This is a genomic window from Streptococcus sp. 1F3 (assembly GCF_054968985.1).
In genome coordinates this window covers 1-4462 of the sequence record NZ_JBUEQR010000006.1, presented here as the reverse complement: position 1 = coordinate 4462, position 4462 = coordinate 1, and the positions used below count along the sequence as shown (strand labels likewise).

The window sequence follows — 4462 nt, the reverse complement described above, 5'->3', positions numbered from 1 at the left end:
ATAGAATTATTACCACGATTCAAATCTATAAATGAATCATTGCGCTACTATTTTAAAACTTAATGACTATACTGCGGACGATATTGTTTATAGCGATAAATTTTCAAAACCAGGATATGGGAATCAGGTGTCCAAGCGTGGCTGGAGTAATCAAATGATAGCCGATACGATTAATAATCCTGTAAAAACAACAAAAAGCTATAATTCTTACACAAATAGTAGTGTGACGAATTATTATATAGATGATATCTACTATGTAGCAATTGATGATAGCAATGGAAAAGTTATTCAAATTTCAAAATTATCTGATTTGGACTGGAAAGGGCCTTAAAAATTTTATGATTGAAAAACCAAGCGGAACTATTAATGAGCTTGTATATTTGCACACAACTTATTACAACTCAATGTATACAAGAAATCTTACTTTAACTAACTTACTTCATCTTTTTGAAGAAATTATAAAAACAAATAAAACAACTAAGTATATTTATATCACTCCATTTTATATCAATGAAAAATTAAATTTTCAAGAAGAGTTTGATATGGGACATTTTTATATAGAGTGTCGTGATAGTGTGACGTCAGAAGAACGAGAGAATTTTGCAAGAGAACAGATGTTTTGGCTGAAACCAGACTCTGATTATAAATTATTGAACCAATATATCACTTTTGAAGATATGAAAGCTAGTCATTTTCTAGTAGAGAAATCAGACATTATAAGGTTTCAGCAAGCTATCCATTCCTATATGTCTTTCTTAATGGATAGGGGGATTCCACAGATGATGAAATGGTTATATAATTTCTATTGTGAGCTAGATATAGAATCAATGCCATATGGTTATTTTTGCTTTGAAGTAGTATCAGAATAAGAAGCAAAAGAGGAATAGGTTATGGGAGTTCAGAGAGACACTTAGTTGATTTCTAAAAGGCTTCCGTGGTGCTGTTGGCGTTTGAGCTAGTTATCGAGGACTTTGAAAACGCTAGGTCTGTAGGGGATAATAGGACTTGATAAATTATCTCCTAGAGATATCCAAGCTATGTCGATCGATGATATTCGAAAAGCAGTACCAACAGATAAGGGGGAGTATTTACGAACATAATGGGTTTGTGCATATTAAGGATGATTTAGGCAATATGAGGATACGATTGAATCCGCCAGATAAAGCAACTACATATCCTCATAAGTATATTTATGATAAAAATAAAAATTTGCTAGATTTAGATGGAAATAGTGTAGATGTTAGATCTCCAAAAGGACACATTCCATGGGATAATAGAGGAAATTAAAATGAAGGATACACAAATAATAAAAGCAATCGAACAGACTGACTATTGGGATGCCCAAATTTTAGATTTTGAAATAAAGTATTTAGGAGATGAGGCAAGTTTATTTATAGCAAGCTATGAATTAGAAGATGCAGAAAAATTTTGTTGGAGAATTAGTTTCTTACGATGTTCTAAAGTTAGTTATGAAACAGATGCTGGTTGGATGACGGAATCTCAAGGGGGAAAAAAATTATGGAGAAAAGAAGACGTAAAAACTTTGAGGGGAGGTCAGCTTTTAGCTTATTCGGGTCAGGATATTCAAGTATTAAGTATGGAAGATAATTTCTATAATAGTAAGATTGTTCTAGCCAATATGTCTATTGATATTGTTTGTCAGGATATTAAAGTTTCGAAAGTTTTAATTCCAGAGCAACATTTTTTCTGGGATATAGTGTAGAAAATATCAAAAATATTATTGATAATTTTTGGGCAGGGAGGTAATTAATGGATAATATATTCCGATTATTTGAAATGAGTACAATCAATTACTATCATTTAGATTTTTTACACAATGAATTTATTTTAGAAGTAACTAATGATATGTTTGGTCTTCAAAAAGCTATATTTAAGGATATTTCAACATTTTATTTCGTACATGATCAATCTGATAGTAGAAAGAGAATTATTCCTCCTGCGCATTATAAAGCTTTAGAGACTTCTGATATAGGCTTATTGTGTAACGATGTGAATATTAAACTGATTTCGGACTCGATAGATTGGGTAAACGAATATTCTGGTGGAGGAAATATATTTATTGAGATTTGGGAACAGTTGTTGATATTAGAAGCAGGTAGAGTAAGTATCAATGATATTGAGTATATTTTAGTTTAATATCTAATACGGTATAATGTCTTGAAGAGAATTATATGTCCCGTGGTGTTGTTGGCGATTGAGCTAGATATCGAGGACTTTGAAAACGCTGGCGATAATGTATCGTTTTCCGTCCTCTCTTTCCTAGATTTCCGCCTACCTATGGAGTTTTATCTCCAAGTGAAAGATGTCCTGATTCCTTACACCACACGAGAGGATAGCTTTAACTACTACGAAGAGCGTAACTATGTTAATGACATCAATCGCAAGCATACCGAAGTTCTTCAGACCTATGACCGGGAGTTAAAAGCCAGAGAGACCTATACCTACGGACAGGGCAGGACGTCTTATCTCAACCATGAGACGGGGGATACCTATCACTACCTGACCAACCAAGCAGGCTCCGTCACAGGCTTGACCAAGGACGGAGTAGCAGTTGCGTCCAGCCAGTACCAACTCTACGGAGCAAGCAAGTCTAGCACAGACGAGACAGGAAATCCATTTGCCTACAATGGGGAAGCCAGAGACATCACAGGACTGGATGGGATAGACTACAGTAATATGAAGCGATTTGAAAACGACAATGGTGGCTTTGGTATGGGAAATGGTATCAATTATAAATTTAGATACGAACCATGGAGTACTTGGAGGCTATCAAATTGAAGAATCTATATCTCGCAAAGATAACAGTACTTTAACTACGCAAACCCAAACTGGAGCTAGAATAGGTGATGGAAAGCAGCTTGTTGTTGTTGCTTTAGGAATTGCTGTTCCGCAATTATTGCCTCTTATGCCGGGAATTGTTCCTGCATTACAATATATACCATAATAAAAATAGAAAGGTAGATAATGCTGACAAACATATTGAATTGTTTAAAAAAATTTTATAAGTATGAACACTTAGTGTTCTACAGCACTCGCTATTTATTAGTTTCATCAGTTCTCATTTGTTTATATTTCATGAAAGACAATGATTTTTATATAGTCTTTGTCCCTTATATCATGATAATTACACTGTTTTCTCTTGTTCGATATTTATTTCCTATGGCAGTGAGTGATATGCTTCATTCAGTTGAGAGCAAAGAATATATAGCTTATATTGATTATTCAGAAAAACAATCTTTAAAAAAAGGAAGTTTACGAAATTATTATCTTTACAGAGTTGCTCAATTTAAATATTATAGTGGTGACTTTGAGAGTTGTATTTCGTTTTTGAAGCAAATGGATATTTTGACATTTAAGTCAAATAAATACGGAAATTTTGATGAATTAGATTTTTATTTTCTAGCTTACCTTGCACGAATTAGATTATATAATTTAGAAAAACTAGAACATATTAAATCTCACATACAGGATTTTCCAGCACGTACTTTTAGAACGAAATCTAAAAAGATGAATTATCTTGAAAAAATGAATTTCCTAAAAGATGTACTTTTGGATAAGAAAATAAATGATTTTTATAATAATGTGGGGGAAAGTAGTAAATTAGAGTGGATTATGAAGCAGTATTATAGTGCCCTTAATGCACTCAATATAGACGATAAGGAAGCTGTATTTCGATATTATCAGACCATTGCTAATGAAGCCTCTTTTCTATTCATGGTACAGGAAGCAAAGACTTGGATTGGTAAAGAAAATGATGAATGAAGAAGATTTAAAAGAACTCCTCTTATCAATAGCAGAAGAAGATGCAATTATTGCTCAACTATATAATTTCTTCATACTAGAAAAAGGATATTCTATCGATATTCTAGAACAAATTATCGAGTATGGGATTTCGATAGGATGGTTTGAAATAGTTAACGTAAATTGTACCGATAAACTTGAAACGAGTATTGATTGGCAAATAAATAATATTTTTCAGGAAGTATTGTTCTCTGATATGAATATTGCTATTAGCCAGCTATTTCAGTCATCAAGTGAGATTCCAACTACTTTTAGAAAGTTTGTTCTTAAGAAATAAGATATATTCATTGGGTATTGTTGAGAAAATATCAACCATATATTTTTTTAAATAAAACGAAGTAGGAGAGCAAAATGACTGTCATGCAACTACATATTCTTGGTAAAGGAATAAACTTATCTGAAATTGGTGTCAATGAATATGCGTTTGCATGGAGAGATATAGATGTTGTACTATCTGAGATAAAAAAATTAAATTTAGTGATTCTAGGTGGGGATGTTTATATTAAGAGAGGCGATGAACTAGATTTGACTTATGATAGTTGGTATTATAGTGCTTTAGTTTATAAATAAATTATGTTAGAATAGTGTTATGGCATATGATTTAGATTTTAGAAAACGAGTAATTGCTCATGTTCAAGCA

At 32.5% G+C, this 4462-nt stretch carries 9 protein-coding genes; all 9 read left to right on the top strand.

Annotated elements, in window-relative coordinates:
• Positions 1-31: 31 nt before the first annotated feature.
• The 9 genes from ACVPON_RS00175 to imm40 all read left to right on the top strand — a co-directional run bounded on the left by ACVPON_RS00175 (position 32) and on the right by imm40 (position 4392).
• Positions 32-331, top strand: coding sequence for a colicin E5-related ribonuclease (locus tag ACVPON_RS00175; protein ID WP_462874832.1), 300 nt, complete (start codon positions 32-34; stop codon positions 329-331).
• Positions 332-338: 7 nt separating this feature from the next.
• Positions 339-869 (top strand): hypothetical protein, encoded by a 531-nt coding sequence (locus ACVPON_RS00170; RefSeq protein WP_462874830.1) that lies wholly within the window; start codon positions 339-341, stop codon positions 867-869.
• A gap of 277 nt (positions 870-1146) precedes the next feature.
• Positions 1147-1287 carry a hypothetical protein gene (locus ACVPON_RS00165; RefSeq protein ID WP_462874828.1) on the top strand — a complete coding sequence of 47 codons (141 nt, stop codon included), beginning with the start codon at positions 1147-1149 and terminating at the stop codon, positions 1285-1287.
• Position 1288: 1 nt separating this feature from the next.
• Positions 1289-1723, top strand: coding sequence for a hypothetical protein (locus tag ACVPON_RS00160; RefSeq protein ID WP_462874826.1), 435 nt, complete (start codon positions 1289-1291; stop codon positions 1721-1723).
• Between the two features lie 47 nt (positions 1724-1770).
• On the top strand, positions 1771-2157 hold the full coding sequence (locus ACVPON_RS00155; protein WP_462874825.1) for a YxiG family protein: 387 nt from the start codon (positions 1771-1773) through the stop codon (positions 2155-2157).
• A gap of 21 nt (positions 2158-2178) precedes the next feature.
• Positions 2179-2799 (top strand): hypothetical protein, encoded by a 621-nt coding sequence (locus ACVPON_RS00150; protein WP_462874823.1) that lies wholly within the window; start codon positions 2179-2181, stop codon positions 2797-2799.
• A 381-nt stretch (positions 2800-3180) separates the two neighbouring features.
• Positions 3181-3783, top strand: coding sequence for a hypothetical protein (locus ACVPON_RS00145; protein ID WP_462874821.1), 603 nt, complete (start codon positions 3181-3183; stop codon positions 3781-3783).
• Positions 3776-4099, top strand: a complete 324-nt coding sequence (locus ACVPON_RS00140) for a hypothetical protein (protein WP_462874819.1) — start codon at positions 3776-3778, stop codon at positions 4097-4099. The genes ACVPON_RS00145 and ACVPON_RS00140 overlap by 8 nt, the downstream gene beginning before the upstream one ends.
• 74 nt (positions 4100-4173) lie before the next feature.
• Entirely contained in the window at positions 4174-4392 is a 219-nt protein-coding gene (imm40, locus tag ACVPON_RS00135) for an Imm40 family immunity protein (RefSeq protein WP_462874817.1), read from the top strand.
• The last annotated feature ends 70 nt before the right edge of the window (positions 4393-4462 follow it).